Source organism: Brevundimonas sp. ALps5, from assembly GCF_058681645.1.
Map to the genome: position 1 here is coordinate 1,345,368 of NZ_CM178744.1, position 23,296 is coordinate 1,368,663.

Annotated in this window: 23 protein-coding genes; 11 read left to right on the top strand and 12 right to left on the bottom strand. The window is 69.4% G+C overall.

Annotated elements, in window-relative coordinates:
* Positions 1 to 12: 12 nt before the first annotated feature.
* From ACW172_RS06420 to ACW172_RS06435, 4 genes are read right to left on the bottom strand one after another with little or no spacing between them, the layout of a single operon-like run.
* Entirely contained in the window at positions 13 to 1,854 is a 1,842-nt protein-coding gene (locus ACW172_RS06420; RefSeq protein ID WP_492034348.1) for a heparinase II/III family protein, read from the bottom strand.
* Positions 1,851 to 2,522: a ribulose-phosphate 3-epimerase gene (rpe, locus tag ACW172_RS06425; protein ID WP_492034349.1), complete on the bottom strand. Its 672-nt coding sequence runs from the start codon at positions 2,520 to 2,522 to the stop codon at positions 1,851 to 1,853. The genes ACW172_RS06420 and rpe overlap by 4 nt, the downstream gene beginning before the upstream one ends.
* Before the next feature lie 53 nt (positions 2,523 to 2,575).
* A complete protein-coding gene (locus tag ACW172_RS06430) occupies positions 2,576 to 3,925 on the bottom strand; it encodes an RsmB/NOP family class I SAM-dependent RNA methyltransferase (RefSeq protein ID WP_492034350.1) in 1,350 nt (449 codons plus the stop codon).
* Positions 3,926 to 3,972: 47 nt separating this feature from the next.
* Complete coding sequence (locus ACW172_RS06435) at positions 3,973 to 5,967, bottom strand: potassium transporter Kup (protein WP_492034351.1); 1,995 nt, start codon at positions 5,965 to 5,967, stop codon at positions 3,973 to 3,975.
* A 179-nt stretch (positions 5,968 to 6,146) separates the two neighbouring features.
* Here ACW172_RS06435 and ACW172_RS06440 point away from each other — a divergent pair, with 179 nt between their 5' ends.
* Positions 6,147 to 6,617 carry an Rrf2 family transcriptional regulator gene (locus tag ACW172_RS06440; RefSeq protein ID WP_492034352.1) on the top strand — a complete coding sequence of 157 codons (471 nt, stop codon included), beginning with the start codon at positions 6,147 to 6,149 and terminating at the stop codon, positions 6,615 to 6,617.
* Between the two features lie 23 nt (positions 6,618 to 6,640).
* Positions 6,641 to 7,438, top strand: a complete 798-nt coding sequence (locus tag ACW172_RS06445; protein ID WP_492034353.1) for an SDR family NAD(P)-dependent oxidoreductase — start codon at positions 6,641 to 6,643, stop codon at positions 7,436 to 7,438.
* Between the two features lie 308 nt (positions 7,439 to 7,746).
* Here ACW172_RS06445 and ACW172_RS06450 read toward each other — a convergent pair whose 3' ends face one another.
* Positions 7,747 to 8,442 carry a MarC family protein gene (locus ACW172_RS06450; RefSeq protein ID WP_492034354.1) on the bottom strand — a complete coding sequence of 232 codons (696 nt, stop codon included), beginning with the start codon at positions 8,440 to 8,442 and terminating at the stop codon, positions 7,747 to 7,749.
* 122 nt (positions 8,443 to 8,564) lie between these two features.
* Between ACW172_RS06450 and pyrF the strand changes: the two genes are divergently transcribed.
* Positions 8,565 to 9,287 carry an orotidine-5'-phosphate decarboxylase gene (pyrF, locus tag ACW172_RS06455; RefSeq protein WP_492034948.1) on the top strand — a complete coding sequence of 241 codons (723 nt, stop codon included), beginning with the start codon at positions 8,565 to 8,567 and terminating at the stop codon, positions 9,285 to 9,287.
* Between the two features lie 185 nt (positions 9,288 to 9,472).
* Here pyrF and ACW172_RS06460 read toward each other — a convergent pair whose 3' ends face one another.
* Complete coding sequence (locus tag ACW172_RS06460; protein WP_492034355.1) at positions 9,473 to 10,138, bottom strand: hypothetical protein; 666 nt, start codon at positions 10,136 to 10,138, stop codon at positions 9,473 to 9,475.
* A gap of 207 nt (positions 10,139 to 10,345) precedes the next feature.
* Here ACW172_RS06460 and trxA point away from each other — a divergent pair, with 207 nt between their 5' ends.
* From trxA to ACW172_RS06485, 5 genes are read left to right on the top strand one after another with little or no spacing between them, the layout of a single operon-like run.
* Complete coding sequence (gene trxA / locus ACW172_RS06465; protein ID WP_492034356.1) at positions 10,346 to 11,257, top strand: thioredoxin; 912 nt, start codon at positions 10,346 to 10,348, stop codon at positions 11,255 to 11,257.
* Positions 11,258 to 11,272: 15 nt separating this feature from the next.
* Positions 11,273 to 11,929 carry an LON peptidase substrate-binding domain-containing protein gene (locus ACW172_RS06470; RefSeq protein WP_492034357.1) on the top strand — a complete coding sequence of 219 codons (657 nt, stop codon included), beginning with the start codon at positions 11,273 to 11,275 and terminating at the stop codon, positions 11,927 to 11,929.
* 44 nt (positions 11,930 to 11,973) lie between these two features.
* Positions 11,974 to 13,134 (top strand): helix-turn-helix domain-containing protein, encoded by a 1,161-nt coding sequence (locus ACW172_RS06475; protein WP_492034358.1) that lies wholly within the window; start codon positions 11,974 to 11,976, stop codon positions 13,132 to 13,134.
* Positions 13,135 to 13,173: 39 nt separating this feature from the next.
* Positions 13,174 to 14,685, top strand: coding sequence for a S41 family peptidase (locus tag ACW172_RS06480; protein ID WP_492034359.1), 1,512 nt, complete (start codon positions 13,174 to 13,176; stop codon positions 14,683 to 14,685).
* Between the two features lie 39 nt (positions 14,686 to 14,724).
* Positions 14,725 to 14,919: a Trm112 family protein gene (locus ACW172_RS06485; RefSeq protein WP_492034360.1), complete on the top strand. Its 195-nt coding sequence runs from the start codon at positions 14,725 to 14,727 to the stop codon at positions 14,917 to 14,919.
* 3 nt (positions 14,920 to 14,922) lie between these two features.
* On the opposite strand, the gene holA is transcribed toward ACW172_RS06485, so the two are convergent.
* The 4 genes from holA to ACW172_RS06505 all read right to left on the bottom strand — a co-directional run bounded on the left by holA (position 14,923) and on the right by ACW172_RS06505 (position 19,707).
* Positions 14,923 to 15,975, bottom strand: a complete 1,053-nt coding sequence (gene holA, locus ACW172_RS06490; RefSeq protein WP_492034361.1) for a DNA polymerase III subunit delta — start codon at positions 15,973 to 15,975, stop codon at positions 14,923 to 14,925.
* A 6-nt stretch (positions 15,976 to 15,981) separates the two neighbouring features.
* A complete protein-coding gene (lptE, locus tag ACW172_RS06495) occupies positions 15,982 to 16,464 on the bottom strand; it encodes an LPS assembly lipoprotein LptE (RefSeq protein ID WP_492034362.1) in 483 nt (160 codons plus the stop codon).
* The gene (leuS, locus tag ACW172_RS06500) at positions 16,464 to 19,040 is read right to left on the bottom strand and encodes a leucine--tRNA ligase (RefSeq protein ID WP_492034363.1); all 2,577 of its coding nucleotides are present in this window, start codon (positions 19,038 to 19,040) and stop codon (positions 16,464 to 16,466) included. The genes lptE and leuS overlap by 1 nt, the downstream gene beginning before the upstream one ends.
* Positions 19,041 to 19,236: 196 nt before the next feature.
* Entirely contained in the window at positions 19,237 to 19,707 is a 471-nt protein-coding gene (locus tag ACW172_RS06505; protein WP_492034364.1) for a DUF3576 domain-containing protein, read from the bottom strand.
* 413 nt (positions 19,708 to 20,120) lie between these two features.
* Between ACW172_RS06505 and ACW172_RS06510 the strand changes: the two genes are divergently transcribed.
* Positions 20,121 to 20,531: an NtrZ family periplasmic regulatory protein gene (locus ACW172_RS06510; protein WP_492034365.1), complete on the top strand. Its 411-nt coding sequence runs from the start codon at positions 20,121 to 20,123 to the stop codon at positions 20,529 to 20,531.
* 4 nt (positions 20,532 to 20,535) lie between these two features.
* Here ACW172_RS06510 and ACW172_RS06515 read toward each other — a convergent pair whose 3' ends face one another.
* The gene (locus ACW172_RS06515) at positions 20,536 to 21,198 is read right to left on the bottom strand and encodes a thiamine phosphate synthase (protein ID WP_492034366.1); all 663 of its coding nucleotides are present in this window, start codon (positions 21,196 to 21,198) and stop codon (positions 20,536 to 20,538) included.
* Here ACW172_RS06515 and ACW172_RS06520 point away from each other — a divergent pair.
* Both ACW172_RS06520 and ACW172_RS06525 read left to right on the top strand, forming a co-directional pair.
* Positions 21,197 to 21,916: a YggS family pyridoxal phosphate-dependent enzyme gene (locus tag ACW172_RS06520; protein WP_492034367.1), complete on the top strand. Its 720-nt coding sequence runs from the start codon at positions 21,197 to 21,199 to the stop codon at positions 21,914 to 21,916. The genes ACW172_RS06515 and ACW172_RS06520 overlap by 2 nt on opposite strands.
* A 61-nt stretch (positions 21,917 to 21,977) precedes the next feature.
* The gene (locus ACW172_RS06525; RefSeq protein WP_492034368.1) at positions 21,978 to 22,664 is read left to right on the top strand and encodes a response regulator transcription factor; all 687 of its coding nucleotides are present in this window, start codon (positions 21,978 to 21,980) and stop codon (positions 22,662 to 22,664) included.
* Here ACW172_RS06525 and yczE read toward each other — a convergent pair.
* The gene (yczE, locus tag ACW172_RS06530; RefSeq protein ID WP_492034369.1) at positions 22,661 to 23,293 is read right to left on the bottom strand and encodes a membrane protein YczE; all 633 of its coding nucleotides are present in this window, start codon (positions 23,291 to 23,293) and stop codon (positions 22,661 to 22,663) included. The two genes, ACW172_RS06525 and yczE, sit on opposite strands and share 4 nt — an antisense overlap.
* Between the last annotated feature and the right edge of the window lie 3 nt (positions 23,294 to 23,296).

A 23,296-nucleotide genomic window follows, 5' to 3' on the forward strand; every position in this document is an offset into this window, starting at 1 on the left:
CGGACGGCTCGCCTAGACCGGATCGCCCGCGGCGCCGGCGGGGCTGAGCTTCCAGCGGATCTTGGTTTCGGCGTCGGTGCGGGCCGAGCCGCGGACGACGATCTGGAGGCTGCGCCGGGTCAGGCCGTCGTCGATGTGGACGCTGGGCTCGATGGCGACGTCGGGGCCGTCGGTGCGGAACCACCAGCCGCGTCCGGAATGGCCGCGCAGCAGGATGGAGCGGCGGTCGCGGGCAAGGGAGGCCTGAACCCCGGGCTCCAGATGGAAGCGGACGGCGTAGGGGGCGGCGATGGCGCGCACGTCCTCCTCATGCCCCGGGGCCGGGTGAAGGCGTTCCTCGGCGCGGACCTCGTCCAGACGCTGGTCGAGATAGAGGCGGCGCTGGTGCAGCAGGCCGAAGGGCACGGCCCAGCCGTCATGCTCCAGCTCCAGCCAGACGGCGCCGTCGGCCTCGCGGTGCTCATTGGTGACGTGGATCGGGCGGCCGATCATGCGCGGGCCCAGCAGGTCGCCCTTCCAGCCGCCGAGCGGGTCGCCCAGCGACTGTTCGCCGAGCGTCAGGGTGGTGTGGGCCGGGGTCAGGCGCAGACCCTGACGGTCGCCGGCGCGGGGCGTCCAGCCGCAGCCGGTGATCAGCCGGTCCTTGCCGCAGCAGATTTCGAGCGCCAGCGGCTGGGCGCAGGCGGTCTCGCCCCAGGCGCCGTGGGACAGGGCGCCGGTGTCGGCGACGACGGTCAGCAGGGAGCCGTGGATGCGGCGCAGGCCGCCGACGAGGCCGCCGAGCGGGGCCTGGGCGGCGGGGGTCTGGGACCAGTCGTCATGGGCGCGGGCGGCGGCGACGAGGTCGGCCTTCGACGGGCCGCCACCCTGGAAGCTGGTCAGGCGGCCGTCGGGCAGGGTCTGGAGGCGCAGGGCCGAGGTCAGGCGCTGGATGGCGCCAGCGGCGGCCTCGGGCAGGGTCTCGGACAGCTGGGACAGGGCGTCGTCCAGCGTCAGGAGGTCGAGCAGCAGGAAAAGGCCGGCCTCGGGATTGCGCGAGGCGTGGCCGCCGTCGCCCTGGACGGTGACGCGCAGGGCGCCGGGCAGGCGGTGCAGCGCCGCCTTGCGGATCGAGACCCCGGGCGGGCCGGCGAGGACGCAGCCGGCCAGGGCGGCGGCGATCATCCGCTCGGCCTTGCCCGCCAGACCGCCGGGCGGACGCAGCAGCTGGCGCCCCTGACGGGCGAGGATGTCGCACAGCCTCAAGCGCTCGGCCTCGGTGGCCACCCCGCCCATACGACGGGCGGCGCAGGCGAGGTTGAAGACGCGGCGGGCGAGGACGGCCGGGTCCCAGGCGAAGGGGGACCAGCGGGTGAAGTGATCGGCCCAGGCCAGCGTCAGGCGCAGGGCCTCGCGCGCGCCCCGGTCGCCCTGAAGCATCAGGGGCGGCAACCAGGCAAAGGCGTGCAGATCGACCGCGAAGCCGCGCGAGGGGCTGGGCCGGTCCCAGGGATCCTCGGGCGCGGCGGCGTCGAGGCTGACCCCGGCGAGGGTGAAACGGCCGTCGAGGATAGCCTTGCCGAGCGCCGCATCGGCGGGGCGGAAGTCGCGCGGGGTGGCGGCCAGGGCCGTGGCCTTGCCGCCGGACAGGAGGCCGGCGAGGCTCAGGCCGTAACCGGGCAGGCCGTAGAGCTCGATCCACATCTGGCGCGTCAGCAGACGGCCGAGGATGGCGGGCCAGAGGGTCGGGCCGGTGTGGGGGCCGCCGGAACGGACCGGGGTGCGCACGGGCGCGCCCTTCAGCCCCGGGATGACGCCGGGAGCGAGGCCGTCGGCCTCGGTCGGCCGGGGCGCGAAGGGGCCCAACGGATTCATGCCTTGACCGGGGCGGCCTTCAGCGCCGCGATATTGGCGGCGTAGGCCTCGGGGCCTCCCTTGAACACCGCCGTGCCGGCGACGAGGGCGTCGGCCCCGGCGGAGACACAGGCGCCGGCGTTGGCGGCGGTGACCCCGCCGTCGACCTGCAGATGGGCCTTTGATCCGGCGGCGTCGAGGAGGGCCCGGGCGCGCTCGATCTTGCGCAGGGAGCTGTCGATGAAGGACTGGCCGCCGAAGCCCGGGTTGACCGACATGATGAGCACCAGATCGACGAGGTCGATGACGTCCTCGAGCACGCTCAGCGAGGTGCCGGGATTGAGCACGACGCCCGCCTTGGCGCCCAGCTGGCGGATGCGGCCCAGCGTCCGGTGCAGGTGCGGCCCGCTCTCGGGATGGACGGTCAGGATGTCGGCGCCGGCGTTGCGATAGGCCTCGAGCCAGGGATCGACCGGCGCGACCATCAGGTGGACGTCGAAGGGCAGTTTCGTATGCGGCCGCAGGGCCTTCACCACGTCCGGACCGATGGTGATGTTGGGCACGAAATGGCCGTCCATGACGTCGACGTGGACCCAGTCGGCGCCCGCGGCCTCGATGGCGGCGACTTCAGACCCCAGCCTGGCGAAATCGCTGGCGAGGATCGACGGACAGATCAGGGGCGCGGTCATGCGCACGGGATAAGGCGGGTCGCGCCGGGGGGCAAGGCTCCCCCGACTCTGATCTAGCCCTGAACCCGCTCCAGCCGCGCGGCGAAGAAGCCGTCGAGGCCGCCGTTTTCGGCCCACATGGAGGGCAGGATGCGCAGCCAGCCTTCGGGGGTCAGGGCCTCGGCGGGGGCGCCGACGGCGGCCGGGTCGGCCTTCACCGTGCGGAAGGCCGGGTTGCGGCGCAGGAAGGCGATGATCTGGGTCTCGCCCTCCTCCCGCTCCAGCGAGCAGACGCAGTAGACCATCCGGCCGCCGGGAGCGACGCGTTCGGCGGCGGCGTCGAGCAGCCGGTGCTGGACGTCGGCCAGCTTGCCCACATCCGCCGGCTTGGTGGCGCGCAGGACTTCCGGATTGCGGCGGAAGGTGCCGGTGGCGGTGCAGGGCGCATCCAGCAGGACGGCGTCGAAGGTGCGGCTGTCCAGCCAGTCCTCGGCCGGCATGACGGCGATGGCGGCCTCGAGCCCGGTGCGGGCCAGATTCTGGCGCAGGCGGTTCAGGCGGGCGTCGGAGCGGTCGAGGGCCTGAACGGTCGCGCCGGCCGCGGCGATCTGCAGCGTCTTGCCGCCGGGGGCGGCGCACATGTCGAGCGCGGTCTCGCCGGCCCTGGGGGCCAGCAGGCGGACGGGGACGGCGGCGGCGGCGTCCTGGACCCACCAGTTTCCGTCCTCGAAGCCGGGCCAGGCGGCGACGTCGCCGCGCTTGCCGGTGCGGACCGAACCGCCGGGCAGAACTTCACCCTCCACGGCTTCGGCCAGGGCGGCGGCGTCCTGACCGGGCTTGAGGCTGAGGTCGGTCGGCGGCTCCTCGCGGGCGGCCAGCGCCAGGCCGATCAGGGCCTGATCGCCATAGGTCTGTTTCCAGCGCGCCGCGATCCATTCCGGCAGGTTGGATTCCGCCGTGGTCAGGCCGGGGCCTTCGCGGTCGATGCCGCGCAGGACGGCGTTGACGAGGTTCTTGTAGGGCCGGGTCTTGGGGTCGCGCTCGGCCAGCTTGACCGCCGTTGAGACCGCCGCGAAGGCCGGGGTCTCCAGAACGAGCGTCTGGGCCAGCGAAATGCGCATCAGGGTGCGGACCGCCTCGGGCGGACGCTTCTGGAGCTTGCGGTCGAGGATCTGGTCGATCTCGCCCAGACGGCGTAGCGCCGCCATGGCCACGGCGCGGGCGAAGGCGCGATCGGGCCCGGGCAGGGCTGTGACGGCGGGCAGGGCCAGGGCCTCGTCCAGCCCGCCGCGCCGCACCAGGGCGGCGTTGAGCAGGACGCCGGCGGCGACCCGGGCCTCGACACCGATGTCGACGGAATCGTCGTTGGGGTTCTGGACCTGCGGTTTCGGCTCACGGCGCGCACCGCGCGCCTTGTCGGCCATGCGGCGGCCGCGCGCGCCGGAGTCTTTGCCTTTCGGCGTCCCGCCGCTCACACCGAGACCTGCGTACCGAGCTCAACCACGCGTCCGGGCGGGATGTGGAAGAAGTCGGTCGGGTTGGCGGCGTTACGCATCAGGAAGATGTACAGCTTGTCCTGCCACAGGGGCATGCCCTGGCTGGCCGAAGGAATGACCGAGCGGCGGCCGAGGAAGAAGCTGGTCGACATGATGTCGAACTTCAGCCCCTGCTTGCGGCACAGGCCGAGAGCGCGCGGGACGACCGGGCTTTCCATGAAACCGTAGCTGAGGGTGATCTTCTTGAAGTCCTCGTTGATGGGCTCCATCAGCACCCGCTCGGTGTCCGGCACGCGGGGGCGGTCGGTGGTGCGCACCGTCAGGATCACGTTCTTCTCGTGCAGCACCTTGTTGTGCTTGAGATTGTGCATCAGGGCGACGGGGGCGACGTCGGGGTCCGAGGTCAGGAAGATGGCCGTGCCCGGGGCGCGGTGCGGCGGGCGGGCGCGCAGCATCTCGATCAGGTCGGTCAGCGGCAGGCTGTCCTTCTTGGCCTTGGCGGTCAGGATCTGCGACCCGCGCGTCCAGGTCCACATGATCAGGATCAGGACCGCGCCCAGCACCAGCGGCAGCCAGGCGCCGTCGGGGATCTTGAGCAGGTTCGAGGTCAGGAAGACGGTGTCGATGAAGCCGAACGGGATCAGGCAGGCCAGCGTCGCCCAGACGGTCCAGCCCCACTTCCGGGTGATGACCGGGAAGCTCATCAGGGTGTTGATCAGCATGACCCCGGTGACCGCCACGCCATAGGCGGCGGTCAGGTTATGCGAGCTCTGGAACACGACCAGAAGGGTCAGGACCCCGACCATCAGGAAGGTGTTCACGGCGGGCACGAAGATCTGGCCGGCCTGGGTCTCGGAAGTGAAGCGGATGTCGATGCGCGGCAGCAGGCCCAGCTGGACGGCCTGCTGGGTCACCGAGAAGGCGCCGGTGATCACGGCCTGGGAGGCGATGACGGTGGCGACGGTGGCCAGGCCCAGCATCGGCCAGTAGGCCAGCTCGGGCACCATGGCCCAGAAGGGATTATCGGCGGCGCCCGGGTGCGACAGGATCATCGCGCCCTGACCCAGATAGTTGAGCGTCAGGCAGGGCAGGACGAAGCAGAGCCAGCCGGCGCGGATCGGCGCCTTACCGAAGTGACCCATGTCGGCATAGAGGGCCTCGGCCCCGGTCACGGCGAGGAAGACCGAGCCCAGGATGATGAAGCCGAGGAAGCCGTCGTCCAGCAGCAACATGACGCCGTAGTGGGGCGACAGGGCGCGCAGGATGCTGGGATCGTCGAAGATGTGGATCAGGCCGATGACGCCGAGGCTGAGGAACCAGATGGCGGTGATCGGGCCGTAGAATTTGGCCAGACCGGCGGTGCCGCGCGACTGCACGAGGAACAGGCCGACGAGGATGGCGGCGGCGATCGGAACGATGAAGGGATCGAGCGAGGTCCCCACGCCCGGCGCGTCCTTGACGCCCTCGATCGCAGAAAGGACGGAGATGGCGGGCGTAATGATGCCGTCGCCGTAGAACAGGGCCGCGCCGCAGACGCCGAGAATGAAGATCCAGGCGCTGCGCCGTCCGACGGCGTGCTGGGCCAGGGCCATCAGGGCCAGGGTTCCGCCCTCGCCCTTGTTGTCGGCGCGCATCAGGAAGATGACGTATTTGAACGTCACCACGATCATCAGGGCCCAGAAGGCCAGAGACACCACGCCGACGATGGCCAGGTCGCCGCCGACGCCCGACTGGGCATGGGCGATGGCCTCGCGCAGGGCGTAGAGCGGGCTGGTGCCGATGTCGCCGAAGACGACCCCGATGGCGCCGATGGTCAGGCCCCAGAAGCCGGCGTGGCCATGCCCGTGGGCGGCGGGCGCGGACTGATGGGCGGCGGTCGCGCCGGTGACGCCGGCGGCGCCGGTCATTTCAGTGTTCGAGGTGGGCGGAGCGGGGGGAGCGCCGTCGCCTCGGGGAGCATCCCCAGCCATGAATATCCTCCGGGCTGCGCAATCGGCGCGCCCATCAAAGCGGAGCGCCTGTAGGCTCATTCCGCGCCCGGTTCAATCGTGCGGCGCCGGTTTCAGTTGCACCGTGTTCTCCCGATCCGCCCGCCGATTTGTGAATCCGCCCCGAAACGCTTACCTTACAGGCTTGGAACCGAGCACAGATGTCAGACAGCCAACGCTTTCCCGTCGCCGCCCACGCCCTGGCCTATCTGGCCCACAAGGACGCGTATGATGCGGCGCGCGCCATGCCGAGCGCCATTCTGGCCGCCTCCATCCCGACCAATCCGGTGGTGATCCGGCGTGTGACCGCCCTGCTGGCCAAGGCTGGATTGATCGCGACCCGTCCGGGCGCGTCGGGCGGCAGCTGGCTGCTGCGCCGGCCCGAGGAGATCCGGCTGGATCAGGTGTTGCGCGCCGTCAACGGCTGCGCCCATCTGGGCTCCACGCCGCAAGGGGCCAAGGGCTGCCCGGTCAGCGAGCACATTCCGCGTCAGGTCGCCCGCGCCCTGACCGCCGCCGACAGCGCCGCCCACGACGCTCTGAGCCGGATCACCATCGCCGATCTGCTGGCCGAGGCGCCTGAGTCGCTGGCGGCCTTCGCGCCCCACGCCTCCTGCCCCGTGGCCGCCTAGGATTGGCGCGGCCCGAGTTCCCGGTGAGACGCACCGCCCTGATTACCGGCGCCTCGGCCGGCATCGGCGCGGCCCTGGCCCGGGTCTATGCGGAGAAGGGCTGGGACCTGATCCTGGTCGCGCGCCGGGCCACGCCGCTGGAAGATCTGGCCCGCGAACTGACCGTCGACTACGGCGCGACCGCCGTTGTCCTGACCGCCGACCTGGCCGACCCGGATGCGCCCCACCGGCTGGCGAAGACGCTTGAGCAGCGCGGCCTGACGGTCGACGCCCTGATCAACAATGCGGGGTTCAGCCGCACGACGGGCTTCCTGGCCACCGACCCGGATGACCACGCGGCCATGATCGACGTCATGCTGACCGCGCCGATCGCGCTCAGCCGGCTGCTGATCCCGGGCATGGTCGAGCGCGGCTTCGGCCGGGTGCTGAACGTGGCGTCACTGGCGGGACTGATGCCGGCGACCGGCGGCGACACCCTGTACGGGCCGATCAAGAGTTTCCTGATCAAGGCCTCGGCCGGGCTGCATCTGGAACTGGAGGGGACAGGAGTCCACGTCACCGCCCTGTGCCCAGGCTATACCCTGACCGAGTTCCACGACGTCAACGGCAGCCGCGAGGAGGTGTCCTCGGCCTATCCGGCCTGGATGTGGCAGACGGCGGACCATGTGGCCCGGGTCGGCTATGCGGCGGTGGAGGCCAATCGGCCGCGAGTGGTTCCGGGCTGGCGGAATAATCTTCTGGCGGCGATCCCGAAGATCCTGCCCGACGGTCTGGCGCTGAAGATCATCGGCGGCCACGCGAGGCGGCTGAAGCGGATCTAGGCCGAGGCCGCGACCAGACTGTCAAAGGACAGAGCCGTCAGAGGACGGCGTCAGTGAACCCGGTGCAGATTCTCGATCAGGGCGGCGCCCGCGACAATCATCGCCGTCGGAATCGCCAGTATGACGAACCGTGCGTTGCGGTGAAGAAAAGTAACGACCTCGCCGAGCATTTCGGGAACCAGGAACCTTGTTGCGTGTTGTGCTCACGCTAGTCCTGTGTGCGGCGCACAATCCAGCCCCACCTTGGTTATACGGTCCGGTAGCGGACGAAATCGGCGTTTTTGCCCGGACCTGTGTCCGCGCGGCTGTCAGTGGCCGCTGGGATAGGGAGAGGTCACCGACCCCGCGAACATCCCCGGAATGGCCTCTCCAAGACCCGCCAGGATGAACTGGATGGCCAGGGCGCAGAGGATCAGACCCAGCACCCGGACGATGATCGCCATCCCGATCTCACCCAGAATCCGGCTCAGCGGCCCGGTCAGGGCGAAGGTCACGAAGGTGGCCAGTGCGGCGGCGCCGATGGCCACGAGACCGGCGACCGTTCCCGTCGGCCCGAGCTTCTGGGCCTCCCCCGCCTGGATGATGATGGTCGAGATCGCGCCCGGGCCGATCAGCAGGGGCATGGCGAAGGGCACGATCAGTCGCTGGAAGCGCCGCCGTGCATAGCCGCGCACGTCCTTGGCGTCGGCCAGGGCGTCCTTGTCGGCGAACATGGTCAGGAAGTCTTCGCGGGTCATGTCCAGACCCAGCAGCAGCAGAAGGATGCCGCCCGCGATACGGAAGGCCGCCAGCGAAATGCCGAAGAACTGCAGCAGGCCCAGACCCGTGAAGAAGAAGAAGGCGAGGAAGAGGGCGATGAAGACGCAGATCAGGGCCGAGACCGAGAGGCGCTGACGCGTGTTGGCCCCGGCGGTCGCCGCCGCGAAAATCGGGATGTTGCCGATGGGATCGACCAGGGCGAACAGGGCCACGAACAGGTTGACCCCCAGATCAAGCGCGTCCATGCCTGTTTCTCAGCCCAAATCCGCCGCCGGCCCCGCCCGACGCACCTCTGCGTCCGGTCTAGCCGCGAAACGCGAGTCCGTCGATGACCCTGCTTGACCCGAACGTCCCGGAAACGGCCCCGATGACGCAGATGAATCCCAACCGCGCGCCCGACCCCCGCCTGATCTGCGCCCTGGACACGCCGACGGCGGCCGAGGCCCGGGCCCTGGTCGAGCGGATCGAGGATGCGGTCGGCTTCTACAAGGTCGGGCTGCAGCTGTTCGCCTCGGACGGGATGGGGCTGGCGCGTGAGCTCAAGGCCGAGGGCCGCAAGGTCTTCCTGGACTGGAAGCTGCACGACATCGGGGCGACCGTGGAGAAGGCCGCCGCCGCACTGGCCGGCGCCGGTTGCGACCTTCTGACCGTCCATGCCCGGCCCCAGGTGATGGCCGCCGCCGCGCGCGGGGTCGCCGGGTCGGATCTGAAGGTGCTGGGCGTCACCGTCCTGACCAGTCTGGACGCCGAGGATCTGATCGCCGACGACCACAGCCTGTCGCCGGCCCTGCTGGTCGAGCACCGGGTGCGTCAGGCGCTGGACAGCGGCATCGACGGCGTCGTGGCCAGTCCGCACGAGGCCGCACGGGTGCGCGAGATCGCCGTCGCCGCCGGCCGGCCCGACTTCCTGATCGTCACCCCGGGGGTGCGTCCCGTCGGGGCGTCGATGGACGATCAGGCCCGCGCCGCCACGCCTGACCGGGCCCTGAGGGACGGCGCCACCCATCTGGTGGTCGGTCGCCCGATCAGCGCCGCCGCCGACCCGCGCGCGGCCGCGCTGGCGATCGCGGAAAGCATCGCGCTGATCTGAGGCGGGAAGCCCCGCCGGGCGTGACACCAGAGGCTCGCCTACAGAAAGTCGCCCCCGCTTGAGGACGCATTCGGCATTGGCTGCCGTGGCGCGAAGCGTGCCGCCTGGCCCCAAACGAAAAGAGCGGCCCGCCTTTCGACGGACCGCTCCAGTTTTCGTAACCTGACCCGAAGGTCGAGGTCTTATCAGCCGCGCTCGCCGGGCTCTTGCGAGTAGCCCGAGCTGCTGCCGACGGCAGGAGCGGGGTAGCCGCCGGCCGGAGCGGCATAGCCGCCCGAGGTCGGGGCCGGAGCGGCCGGATAGGTGGCCGGGCCACCGTCCACCGGGCCCATGGCGGGCGGCGGCAGGTTGTTCGAAGCCGACGGCGGCGAAGCGACGTCGCAGCAATGCTCGTCCGGATGATCCGGGCCAGCGGGCGTGAAGTGGATTTCCGGCGGAGCCACGGACACTTCCGACGGACGGACGTGGACGTCGGGCGCTTCCAGGTAGACCTGGGCCGGAGCGACCTGAACCGGCGGGGCGTCGACGTAGATCGGCGGGCCCTGGATGTAGATGGCCGGCGACGGCGCGAAGACCGGAGCCGACGAGATCCGCATGCCCGGAGCGCGAACGCGAACCGGCGGTGCGGGCGGACGCACGGTGTAGAAGGGAACGCTGACGGTCGGGACCGAGCATTCGCAGTTAGGATTGACGGCGGTCATCGCGCCGCCGCCCCAACGTTCGCCCTCGATGATCGTGGACGTGTTGAGCGAAGCCGTGGCATAACCGGCGGCTTCCTTGTCACCCGCGAAGGCCGAACCGGCCGCCGCGAGAGTGGTGGCGCCCAGCGCCAGGATCAGAACTGATTTCACGATTGATGTCTCCCCAGTCACCCAGACCTTAATGAAGCATGAAGCAGAGCGGTTTGGCTTGCACCCAATGAGAGGAAAACCACGGATATTTTTCGCGTTGCAGGAGAGTGACACCTCGCCCGGGGAGAAAACCTTGAGTTTGTCGCCTCCCGGGACCATTTGACGGCTCCCCGCGTTGATCCGAATTCCAGAAACAGCAGGCTTTTGATGACCTTCGCCGACCCGAAATCGACTTCAGAGAACAATGATCACGGCGATGTGATCGTCGAGGGCTCCGACGCCGGCTTCATGACCGACGTCATCGAGGCGTCGCGGTCGCGGCCGGTGATCGTCGACTTCTGGGCGACCTGGTGCGGCCCGTGCCGCCAGCTGACCCCGGCGCTGGAAAAGGCGGTGCGCGCCGCCGGCGGCGCCGTGAAACTGGTCAAGATCGATGTCGACAAGAACCCGGCCTATGCGGGCCAGCTGCGCGTCCAGTCGATCCCGACCGTCTACGCCTTCGTCAACGGCCAGCCCGTCGACGGCTTCCAGGGCGCGGTGCCTGAAAGCCAGATCAAGGCCTTCATCGAAAAGCTGACCGGCGGCGCCGGGATCAACTCAGACGTCGAACAGCTGTTGTCGCTGGGCGAGGAATCGCTGGAGCTGGCGGACTTCGGCGGCGCGGCCCAGGCCTTCGCCCACGTCCTGACGCTCGAACCCGAGAACCAGAAGGCCATCGCCGGCATGGCGCGCGTCTATCTGGCCGGTGGTGACGCCGAACAGGCGGCCCAGACCATCGCCATGGCCCCGGCCGGCTCGACCGAACCGGCCGTCGTCGGGGTGCGGGCCCAGCTGGCCCTGGCCTCCAGCGCCCCGGCGGGCGAGACCGACGCGCTCAAGGCCGCCGTCGCCGCCGACCCGGCCGATCATCAGGCCCGCTTCGACCTGGCCCTGGCCCAGGCGGCGTCAGGCGACCTGAAGGGGTCGGTCGACAGTCTTCTGGCCATCGTCGCCGCCGACCGCGAGTGGAACGAACAGGCCGCCCGCAAGCAGCTGCTGACCGTGTTCGAGGCCGCCGGAGCGACCAGCGAGATCGCCCGCGACGGCCGCCGCCGCCTGTCCTCCATCCTGTTCGCGTAAACCGAAAGCACCCGGATGCCCCAGGGCTATGTGAAGGCCGCCGACCTGCCCCAGGTCATTCCGGTGTTCCCCCTGGCCGGGGTCATCCTGCTGCCGCGCGGGCAGCTGCCGCTCAATATCTTCGAGCCGCGCTATCTGAACATGATCGACGACGCCATGGCGGGCGACCGGATCATCGGCCTGATCCAGCCCTCCGGCGGGCCCGCCAGCCTGCCCGGCCTGACCGCCGTGGGCTGCGCCGGGCGGATCACCAGCTTCGCCGAGACCTCGGACGGCCGCTATCTGATCACCCTGACCGGCGTCTGCCGCTTCCGGGTGACGACGGAAATGCCCAGCCAGACCCCCTATCGGCAGGTCCGCGCCGCCTTCGGCCCGTTCGAAAGCGACCTGACCGTCCCGTCCGGCGAACCCTTCGACCGCGACCTCTTCCTGACCGCCCTCAAGGCCTATCTGGAGCGCCGCCAGCTGGAGATCGACTGGGACACGGCCGAGGCCGCGCCCCAGGAAGCCCTGATCAACAGCCTGTCCATGGCCCTGCCCTTCGAGGCCGCCGAGAAACAGGCCCTGCTGGAATCACCGACCCTGGACGACCGCTGCCTGACCCTGACCGCCCTGATGCAGATCGACGCCGCCGAACCGGGGGATGGAGAAACGCCGACGGCGATGCAGTAGGGCGGCGCCTTCCCGTGACCGCCTTAAAGACCTAGCCTCGCGGCATGGGCGAGACGCACCTCTATCTGGGATGGCGAACGGCCATACTGGGCCTTCTGGTCCTTCAGATCCTCGCCTTCGCGGCGGCGCTCGCGACCACGGACACGAACCGCACCGCCAACCGGCTGCTCGGCGCCGCGCTCGTGGCGATCGCGGGTCTTCTCGTGCCCTACGCCATCGGATTCGCCGGCGCCTATGACAACTGGCGCGGTCTGACGTTCGCCCCTTTCGCCATCCCCCTGACCCTGGGTCCGCTGTTGTATGGCTATGCCTGCGCCTTGGAAGAGGATCGCCTGCCGGCCCATTTCGCGTGGCACCTCGCGCCTCCCCTGGCGCAGCTCGCCTATTTCACGGTCTGTTTCCTGCTTCCGCTCGACGCCAAATGGGACTGGTACACCGGCGGGCACGCGGCATTCGTCGCGCCGCTGTTCAAGATCCTGACGATCGTCAGCCTGGCCGGCTATGCCTGGGCGATCGGAAACGTCCTTCGCCGCTACCGGACACGGCTGGCGAACCAACGCAGCGATGACGACCGGTTCTCGGCGCACTGGCTCTCGCGCGTTCAGGCCGCGATCGTTTTCGGCCTGGCGGTCGAGGCCGTCTTCTGGCTTTGGGCGACCCTGACCGGCGGCATCGACTATTTTCAGGAGACGGGGCTCTACGTCCTGCTGGGCGCGCTGGGCCTTTATCTGGGCGCCGCCGGATGGCGTCACGCCGGCCTGCCCGCTCCGCTGACGGCGCCCGAAGACCCCCCGGCGGCGCCCGAGGCGGCCCGTCCGGTCGACTGGGCCGCTATCGCCATCGCGTTCGCGGCCCAGACCAGCGGGGAGGGCTGGTGGCGCGAGCCGGACCTGACCCTGCCGCGTCTTTCGCGGCGACTGGGGACCAACAGCGGGCGTCTGTCGCGCGCCATCAACCTCGGTCTCGGTGTCAACTTTTCCGCCTTCATCAATGACCTGCGCGCCGAGGGCGTCGCCGAGGCCTTGCGGAGCCGCGCCGAGGCCGACCTGCTCGATCTGGCCTTCGAGATGGGGTTCGCCTCCAAGGCCAGCTTCAACCGTGCGTTCCGGGCGCGCTACGGCATGGCCCCCTCACAATACCGGCGGCAGGTCTCAAATCCCGATTCTCTGGCGGCGGTCGAGAATCTGAGGCGCGCGAAGGCCTGAAGCCGATCACCTTGGGCCATCACTCGCCGAGGACCCTCCATGCTGACGCTGAACCGCCGCCGCCTGCTTCAGCTTTCCGGAGGTCTGGGGCTGACCGCCGCAGCCCCCGCCCTGGCCGGAACGGCATGGGCGGCGCCCGCCGCCGAGGACTGGGGCAGCGATGTCGCCATCCTGCGCCAGACCTGGGAGACCATGCACCCGGGCCTCTATCGCTACAGCACGCCGGAAGAGATCACCGCCCGGCTCGACGGTCTGGCGCAGGCCTGGCGCGCGCCGGGATCTTTCCGGGACCGGTTCCTGGCCCTGACCCGCGTCACCGCCTCCATCCGTTGCGGCCATACCTACCCCAGCCCCTACAACGGCTCCGACGCCATGGTCGCGGCCCTCTATCCGGACCGGTCGCTCGTGCCGTTCCAGTTTCGATGGATCGACGGCCGGATGGTCGTCACGGAGGACCTTACCGAGGGCCAGAGCCTGCCGCGCGGCACGGTCGTCACGGCGATCGACGGGGTTTCGACCCGCGACCTGCTCGACCGGCTGATCCCTCTGGCCCGGGCCGACGGTCACAACGACGCCAAGCGCATCAATCTGATGGAAGTCCGGGGCGAGGACCGGTTCGAAACCTTCGACATCCATCTGCCCCTGATCCTCCCGCTCCGGGACGAGGCGGCCTTCACCTTCGCGGATGGCCGGATCATCCGCGCGCCCCTGCAGTCCCTCGAAGACCGGCGCCGCAGCCTGCCGGCTTCGACCGGTCCGGCGAAGGACGCCAATCCGTGGACGCTGGAGAAACGCGCCGACGGGATTCAGGTCCTGAAGATGCCGGGCTGGGCCCTGTATGAATCGACCTTCGCCTGGGAGACATGGCTGGGCGCGACCATGGACGATCTGACCGGAGACGGCGCCAGGGGACTGGTCATTGATCTGCGCAGCAATGAAGGCGGGCTCGACTGCGGCAATCTAATTCTGGGCCGCCTGATCGACCGGGACCTGCCGCTGTCGCGCAACCAGCGCTGGACCCGTTATCGCAGCGCGCCCGAGGCGGTCAGGCCCTATCTGCACACCTGGGACCGCAGTTTCCTCGACTGGGGAGATCAGGCCCAGCCGTCGGCGGAACGGCCGGGCTACTATCGGCTGACCCGCTACGACGACGGCGACGACAGTACGCTGATCCGTCCGGCCGGACGCCGTTACGCCGGGCCCGTCGTAGTGCTGTGCGACGCCTCGAACAGTTCGGCGACCTTCGGCTTCGCCCAGGCGGTTCAGGAGAGCGGCGTCGCGACCCTGATCGGCCAGCCGACGGGCGGCAACCGGCGCGGCATCAACGGCGGGGCCTTCTTTTTCCTGAAGCTCCCGGCCTCGGGTCTGGAAGTCGATCTGCCGCTGATCGCCAGCTTCCCGTCGACGCCCCAGCCCGACGCGGCCATCGTGCCGGATGTCCTGGTCCAGACCACGGCCGAGGACATCGCCCGGGATCACGACCCCCAGATGGCCGCCGCCATCGCACGACTGTCCGGATCGACTGATGACGGGACGCCGTCGAAGGCTTAAATCACAACCGATACGCCCGAACGAAACCGAGCCGATCCCATGTCCGACGCCTTCAACACCCCGACCTCGGTCGATCCCCGCCTGCTGGAGGTGCTGGTCTGTCCGGTGACGCGCGGCGTGCTGACCTATGATCGCGAGGCCAATGAGCTGGTGTCGAAGTCGGCCAAGCTGGCGTTTCCGATCCGCGACGGCGTGCCGATCATGCTGACCGAAGAAGCGCGTCAGCTGGACTAGAGTTCAGAGCCCGAGGCGTTTGGCCCGGGCGGCGATCTCAAGCAGCAGGCGTTCGGCGATCAGGGCCTCGGGCAGGCCCGTGGTCTTGGTCGCGACGTCGGCGACATTGACGCTGTCCTGCACAAGATCCAGCTCCTCCAGCCGCCAGGAGCGGGCCTGACGCAGCATTTCGGCCTCCTGTTTCCAGAAGACCCCAGCGGCCTTGGCGGCCTCCTTGGCCCCGGCCCCCGCGCCCTGAAGCACATTGATGCGGCGCAGCTTTCCGAGATGGATCGAGGCCTGACGTACGGCCATGACGGCGCTTTCGCCCTCGGCCAGGGCGCGACGTAGACCCGCCTGCGACGGGGCGGGGCGGCCGCCGAAGGCCTGAAGCGCGGCGTCCTGCAGCGAGGCGTCGGGCTCGACCCCGAGATGGGCGTCCAGCTCCTCGACATCGATCGACCGGCCGGAGCCGGGGCCGATATAGAGGGCCAGCCGCTCGATCTCCTGACGCATCAGGCCGCGCTCACGCGGCAGACGGCCGACGAAGCGTTCCAGCGCATCGGAGGTCAGGCCCACCTTGTCGGCGGCCAGGGCCTCGCGCGTCATCCGGGCCACGTCGCCCGTCTCGTCCTCGTAGCAGACGATGCCGACCGAGCCCTTGCCGGTCTCGGCGGCCTTGCGCAGGGCCGAGTCGCGGCCCAGCGCCCCGGCCTCGACCACCAGCATGGCGTCGGGATTATAGCCGCCGTCGCCGTGGGTCTTGAGGACGCCCGCCAGAAGTTTGTCGACCGAAGCCTTGTCGCCGCCCAGACGCACGCGGATCAGGCGGCGGCCGCCGATCATGCTGAGCGCGGTCAGGGCCTCTTCCAGACGCGCCTCGTCGCCGTCGATGTCGCTGTCGGTCAGGACGGTGACGTTGAAAGGGTCGTTCAGGTCGGGCGTGATCGCCTTGCACAGGACCGTGGCCCGTTCGGCGACGCCGGAACGGTCCTTGCCGTGGATGACCACCGCGCGGATGCCCGGCTCGGGCTTGGCGAGGAAGCGGTCGATCTCCGGACGTTTGGCGAGGATCATCGCCGACTATTGCCCCGACAGGGCCCGCAGAATGTCGATGCGGATCAGCCTGGCCAGCTCGGCGGCGGCCCGGTCCTCGCCGTCCTGCTGGGCGGCGATGGCGGCATAGGGCTGGTCGGCGGCGGCGTAGGTCAGGGTCGAGGTCTCGGTCCCCGTCAAGGGCGTGGCGCCCGAGGTCGGGGTCAGGGTCCAGACGACACGGACCGTCAGCTCGTACCGGGTGGCGGTGTCGTCGATCCGGCGGCCGAGCGGGCGGCGCGCCTGCTGGGTCACCGTCGTCAGGCGATAGAGGGGCGGCTGGGCGCCGTGATCCCAGGCCAGGGCGTCCTCCAGCTGCTCGCGCAGCCGGTAGCCCAGACGGTCATCCTCGGCCGTGACCGCGATGCGGCTGATCGCGGGCGAACCGCCGCTGGCGTACATGGGCGTGAAGCCGCAGGCCGACAGGGCGGCGCCGGCCAAGGCGATGGCGGCGAGGAGAACGGCTCGCATCAGCCGACCACCAGATTGACGATGCGATCCTGGACCACGATCACCTTCTTCACCGAAACCCCGTTGGCCGAGAGATAGGCCTGAATGGCGGGATTGGCGAGGGCGGCGGCCTCGACGTCGGCGTTGGCGGCGCCGCGAGGAGCCGTGATCTCACTGCGGCGCTTGCCCGAGATCTGGATCGGCAGAACCACCTCGTCATCGGCGGCCAGGGCCGGGTCGTAGACGGGCCAGGGGGCGTCCAGCACCATGCCCTGCTCGCCCAGCTGCGACCAGCACTCCTCGGCCAGATGGGGGGTGAAGGGAGAGATCAGACGGGCCAGGGCCGACAGGGCCTGACGTTTGGCCTCGCCGCCCGCGGCCTTGGCGTCCCGAACGGTGGCCAGGAAGGCGTAGAGCTTGGCGATGGCCGAGTTGAAGCGGAAGCCCTCGACGCCTTCCGACACGGCCTTGATGGCCTTGTGGGTCTCGCGGATCAGGGCGGTGTTGGCGGCCTCGTCACCGGCGACCGAGGCGTCATGGCCGTCGAACTCGGCCCAGACGCGCTGGACGAAGCGGCTGGCGCCCTCAACCCCGCCGGGGGTCCATTGCACGTCGCGCTCGGGCGGACTGTCCGACAGGACGAACAGGCGGCCGGCGTCGACGCCGTGCGATTCCAGAATCTCGGCCGGGGCGACGACATTCTTCTTGGACTTCGACATCTTCTCGACGTCGCCGACGATGACCGGCTGGCCCAGTTCGCGATCGACCCACCGGCCGTCGCGCTTCTCGACCTGATCGGGCGCCAGCCAGTTGCCGTTCTGGGACTTGTAGGTCTCGTGGACCACCATCCCCTGGGTGAACAGGCCCGCGAACGGCTCCTTGACCGCCAGCATGCCGGCGTCGGACAGGGCGCGGGTGATGAAGCGGGCATAGAGCAGGTGCAGGACCGCATGCTCAACCCCGCCGATGTACTGGTCCACGGCCAGCCAGTGGTCGGCGGCGGCGGTGTTGATCGGCTCGGACGCGGTCGGATCGGTGAAGCGGGCGAAGTACCAGCTGGAGTCCACGAAGGTGTCCAGGGTGTCGGTCTCGCGGGTCGCGTCCTGATCGCAGGACGGGCACTTCACATGTTTCCAGGTCGGGTGGCGGGCCAGCGGATTGCCGGGAACGTCGAAGGTGACGTCGTCGGGCAGAACCACCGGCAACTGGTCGGCGGGGACCGGCTGGACGCCGCAGGACGGGCAGTGGATGACCGGGATCGGACAGCCCCAGTAGCGCTGGCGCGAAACGCCCCAGTCGCGCAGGCGATAGATGGTCTCGGCCCGGCCCTGGCCCTGGTCCTCGACCTTCGCGATGGCGGCGGCCTTGGCGGCCTCGACGTCCAGACCGTTGAGGAAGTCCGAGTTGAAGATGCGGCCCGGGCCGACATAGGCCTCGGTCCCGATCTCCATGGTCTCGACGTCGTCCGGCTTGACCACCGGAACCACCGGCAGATCGTATTTGCGGGCGAAGTCCAGGTCGCGCTGGTCGTGGGCGGGACAGCCGAAGATGGCGCCCGAGCCATAGGTCGACAGGACGAAGTTGGCGGCCCAGACCGGGACGGTCCGCTCCGGATCGAAGGGATGGCGCACGCGCACGCCCAGATCCACGCCCAGCTTCTCGGCCTTTTCGATGTCGGCTTCCGAGGTGCCGGTCTGGGCGCAGGCCTTGATGAAGTCGACGACGTCCGGACGGTGCTCGGCGATGGCCTTCGTCAGCGGGTGATCGGCCGACAGGGCCAGGAAACTGGCGCCGAACAGGGTGTCGGGGCGGGTGGTGTAGACCTCGATCGGATCGCGGTCGTGGCTGGGCTGGCCCTCGGGCTGGGGCGTCAGGAAGGCGGGCACCTCGACGATCGGCCACCACAGGGTCGCGCCCTTGGACTTGCCGATCCAGTTCTCCTGCATCAGCCGGACCTTGTCGGGCCAGCGGCCTTCCAGCGTCTTCAGGCCTTCGATCAGTTCGTCGGCATAGTCGGTGATGCGCAGGAACCACTGGTTCAGCTTGCGCTTCTCGACCAGGGCGCCCGAGCGCCAGCCGCGGCCGTCGATGACCTGCTCATTGGCCAGGACGGTGTTGTCGACCGGGTCCCAGTTGACCACCGCATCCTTGCGATAGACCAGGCCGCGCTTGAACAGTTCCAGGAACCAGGCCTGCTGCTTGCCGTAGTATTCCGGGTCGCAGGTCGCGAACTCGCGCGACCAGTCCAGCGACAGGCCCAGCAGCTTCAGCTGCTCGCGCATGTTGGCGATGTTGGAATAGGTCCAGCCCTTGGGGTGGATGCCGCGCTCCATGGCCGCGTTCTCGGCCGGCATGCCGAAGGCGTCCCAGCCCATGGGATGCAGGACATCGAACCCTTGGGCCCGCTTGTGACGCGCGACCACGTCGCCCATGACGTAGTTCCGGGCGTGGCCCATGTGGATGTTGCCCGACGGATAGGGGAACATCTCGAGGACATAGTATTTCGGCCGCCCGGTCTCCTTCGTGACGAAGGCGTTCGCATCCGACCAGCGCTGCTGCTGGCGGGGTTCGGCGGTTTTCGGTTCGTAACGGGCCACGGGCATCCTGAAGAGACGGCGAGGCGTGAAACGCCCCTCGCGCCCGATTAGCCCGAAGGGCGGCGACGCCCAAGGAAAATAGAGACGCCCTCCGCGCCAAACGACGCGAAGGGCGAAACATACAGAAGGCGCTCAAGCAGCGAGCCGCCGCGCGGCGAGCGTTAGCGCCCCGGGGACAGAACTGATCGCTACGCGATCAGTTCGCGTTGGCGAGGTTGAGCTGGCGCGCCTTGGTCAGGATCGCGTTTTCCAGGTCGGTCTCGGTCTGGGCGGCGACGGGGGCCGCGGTCCAGCCGCCCGAGGCGTCCTTGACTTCTTTGGTCACGGTCACGTTCAGGGCGTCGGCGCGCAGACGGGTGTCGAGGATGAAGACCGTGGCCTTGAAGCGCTCGTTCGGGGTCTGCGGGTTGATGTACCAGTCATAGTTGACCACGCCGCCCCACGGGTCGGCGGTCAGCAGGGGCATGAAGCTGAGGGTGTCCAGCGTCGCGCGCCACAGATAGGCGTTCACGCCGATCCCGGCCTGGACATCGGTCTTGGCGGGCTTGGGCGCGCCGGTGAAGGGCACCTTGACGCCGCCGCAGGCGGACAGCAGCAGGCCGGACGCGATGGCGGCGAACACAGCGCCCCTTGTCAGGGTCTTGCCCATCGCTTGAGTGGGGGCCATCGAGGAATTCTCCGTTCAGATTGGACGCCGAACCCGCGGGTGACGCGCACAGCGCACGGGCGCGACAGCTCTGTCCCCTGTTTCACAAGGGGCGAGGGCCGCTGCGACGCTCTATAACACGCCCAAAAGGGGCGATGACAAGGCGAAGACCACCGTGATCTTTACAGTGACGAAAGCCGACGCCCCGCCCCACCGACTTCGGCGACCTGTCCCGGCGTGAAACAGGCGCGCCCCTTTCCGCCCCATTCCCGTGACGCTAGCGCCACAGGCGACCGATAGAGTCTGCGGAACCCGCGAGAGGCGACCACGTTGCGTTGACCGGGCGAACCCACGGTGTCTAATCGGCGGGTTCACGGCGAACACGCCGGTTCAGGATTTGATGACCCGGTTCGACCGGGTCTGAAGGGTTGGAAATGCGGTTCGGCGTTCTCTTCGCAGGACTTTTCAGCGCGGTGGTCCTCACGGGACTGGCCGGAACGGCGTCGGCACAGTCCGCGTCCCGTCCGCATGCGCCCACCGTTTCACTGACTGACGCCCAAAACGCCCAGACTGCGGGCCAGCGCGCCGCCCCGCCGGCGCCGCGCCGTGGCCTGCGCTGGTACGACACCGGCCGCTGGGGCCTGAACTTCAACCTGAACCAGCCCGTGGGCCGCGAGACCCAGTGGGGCGACGTCGAGGCCGGCGCCTACTACAGCCTGACCTCGCGTCTCAGCGTCGGCGCCGTCGGCAGTGTGGGCCGTCCGGAACAGGACCCGGCCCGGGCGCCCGAATCTGACAGCCGCTCCCAGCCCCGTATTCGGCTGGAATCCATCTTCAAGTTCTGAGGTCTCAGGCGCCGAAGGCGATCTGAACGGCGTCCACGCCCGCGATTCCGCACGCCCCCGACCCGGCCAGGGCCCCGACGGTCGCAGCATTGATGCCGCCGAGGGCATAGACGGACCAGTGCGCCGCCACCGTCTTCAGCGTCTCGACGCCCAGGACCGGTTTCACGGACGAGAGGCCCCCCGCTGGGAAGATCGGCGACAGGACCACGGCGTCCAGTCCTTCAGCCCCCACCTCTATCGCTCCATCCGTGGAATGAGCCGCCCCGGTCAGGAGCCAGTCGGGCCGCCGCGCCCTGAGCGCCGCCGCCTGATCGAGCGCTCGCTCCGGCAGATGGACCCCGTCGGCGCCGACCGCCTCGGCCAGATCGGCGTCGAGACCGATCAGCAGAACCAGACCGCGTTCTGACGCGATCGCCTTCAGTCGCCGGGCCGTAGCCTCGGCCTGCGCCGCGCCGAAGTGGCGGTAGACCACCCCGGCCCCCGCCGGCAGCCGCTCGGCCGTCCGCCAGGGCTCGGGCGTGCGGACCGGGTCGGTGAAGAAGAAGAGGGGCGGCAATATGCGCCCGCTGCCTTTCGTCCCGCTGACAGGCGACGCCGCACGGGCTAGACCCTGCGCCGCGTCCCACAGGATGCGCGCCTCGTTCGACAGGGTTGCGGAGCCGTCCATGCCGTCGTCATCCCCCGCTTTGACAGCCCCGTCTACAGTGGCGGAGCGGGTCGCCGCCGTCCGCGCCCGCATCGCCACCGTCGCCCGCTCGGTCGGGCGCGACCCGGCCTCGATTACCCTGACCGCCGTCTCCAAGACCCAGCCGGCCGAGGCCATCGACGCCATCCTCGCGACCAGCCAACGCGTCTTCGGCGAGAACCGGGTGCAGGAGGCGGAAAGCCGCTGGACCGAGCGCAGCCCGTCGCTGCCCGATCTCGAACTGAGGCTGATCGGTCCGCTGCAGTCGAACAAGGCCGCAGACGCCGTCGCCTTTTTCGACGTGATCGAGACCCTGGACCGCGAGAAGCTGGCCCGCGCCCTGGCCGAGCAGATCCAGAAGCGCGGCCGCAGTCCCCGCATGCTGATCCAGGTCAATACGGGCGCCGAGCCGCAGAAGGCCGGGGTCCTGCCCAAGGAGGCCGACGCCTTCATCGCCATCTCACGCGAAACCTATGGCCTGACGGTCGAGGGGCTGATGGCCATTCCGCCCGCCGAGGACGCGCCCGGCCTGCATTTCGCCCTGCTGGCCAGGATCGCCGAACGCAACGGATTGCCTGTCCTCTCGATGGGGATGAGCGGCGATTACGAAACGGCGATTCGCTTCGGCGCCACCCATGTGCGGGTCGGAACGGCGCTTTTCGGGGAACGAAACTCTCCGGAAGCGCCCTCTATCGCCTGAATCCGCTTCATTTTCCCCGTCGCCCTTGGCGATTCACCCAAGCCTCGCCATTGTTATCGACATGCCCACGCCCAAGACCCTGCTGATCATCGACGACGACGACGACCTGCGCGAGGCCCTGGCCGAGCAGCTGGCGCTCCATGAAGAGTTCAGGACCGTTCAGGCCTCGACCGCCACCGAAGGCATTCGGCTGGGCCGCGAGCTGCGCGCCGACCTGATCCTGCTGGACGTCGACCTGCCGGACATGGACGGGCGCGAGGCCTGCCGCCTGCTGCGCAAGGACGGGGTCGCCACCCCGGTGATCATGCTGACGGCCCAGGATTCCGACGCCGACACGGTTCTGGGTCTGGATTCCGGCGCCAACGACTATGTGACCAAGCCCTTCCGCTTCGCCGTGCTGCTGGCCCGCATCCGCGCCCACTTACGCAGCCACGAACAGTCGGAAGACGCCGTCTTCGCCATCGGTCCCTATTCCTTCCGCCCCGCCGGCAAGATGCTGGTCGACGACAAGGGCAAGAAGATCCGGCTGACGGAAAAAGAGACCAACATCCTCAAATACCTCTATCGCGCCGGGGCCAAGCCGGTGTCGCGCGAGGAACTGCTGACAGAGGTCTGGGGCTACAACGCCGGGGTCACGACCCATACGCTGGAGACCCACATCTATCGCCTGCGCCAGAAGATCGAGCCCGAGCCCGGCGCGGCGCGGCTGCTGCTGACCGACGCGGGCGGATACCGGCTGCAGCCCTAGGCGACAGGCGTCGGCGCGACCACCGGCGTCTCTGGCTTCCGGATCGTGAACATCGGCAGGAAGCGGTGGACCAGGGGTCCGATGCCGAGCGCATAGAGGACCGTCCCCACCCCGACCGAGCCGCCCAGCAACCAGCCCACCGCGACCACGGCCACCTCGATGGCCGTGCGGACCCACTTCACCGGCCAGCCGGTCCGGCGCACGATGCCGGTCATCAGGCCGTCGCGCGGGCCGGGACCGAGGCCAGCGCCGATATAGGCCCCGCTGGCCACGCCGTTGAGGACGATGCCCGCGACCAGAAGCCCGGCGCGCAGGGCCAGCGGCAGGTCCGCCGGGATCCAGCCGAGGAAGACGTTGGCGACCGTGCCGATGACGACGACATTGGCCACCGTCCCGAAGCCTGGCATCTGCCTGAGCGGGATCCACAGCAGCAGGACCACCAGCCCGATCAGATTGACCACCAGGCCGAAGCTGATCCCCGCCGGACCGGCGAACCGCTCGAAGACGCCCTGATTGAGCACGTCCCAGGGGTCCAACCCCAGATCGGCGCGGACGATCAGGGCGATGGAAAGGCCATAGAGGGCGAGGCCGAGAAAGAGCTGGATCAGGCGGCGCGTCAGGGTGTTCATACC